This window comes from Bacillus sp. OTU530 (assembly GCF_038440375.1).
Genome location: NZ_JASATP010000201.1, coordinates 1 through 210 on the forward strand (window position 1 = coordinate 1; position 210 = coordinate 210).

General features: G+C 52.4%; 1 rRNA gene. It reads right to left on the minus strand.

Annotated features, from left to right (window positions below):
* Positions 1–210: ribosomal RNA gene (locus AAHB12_RS31615) — 23S ribosomal RNA — on the minus strand; the annotation flags it as partial.

Here is a 210-nt window from a genome sequence, read left to right on the forward strand (position 1 = left end):
TACAGGGCTGTTACCTTGTATCGCGGGCCTTTCCAGACCGCTTCATCTACTTCGCTCCTTTGTAACTCCGTATAGAGCGTCCTACAACCCCAAGAGGCAAGCCTCTTGGTTTGGGCTATGTTCCGTTTCGCTCGCCGCTACTCAGGAAATCGCGTTTGCTTTCTCTTCCTCCGGGTACTTAGATGTTTCAGTTCCCCGGGTATGCCATCA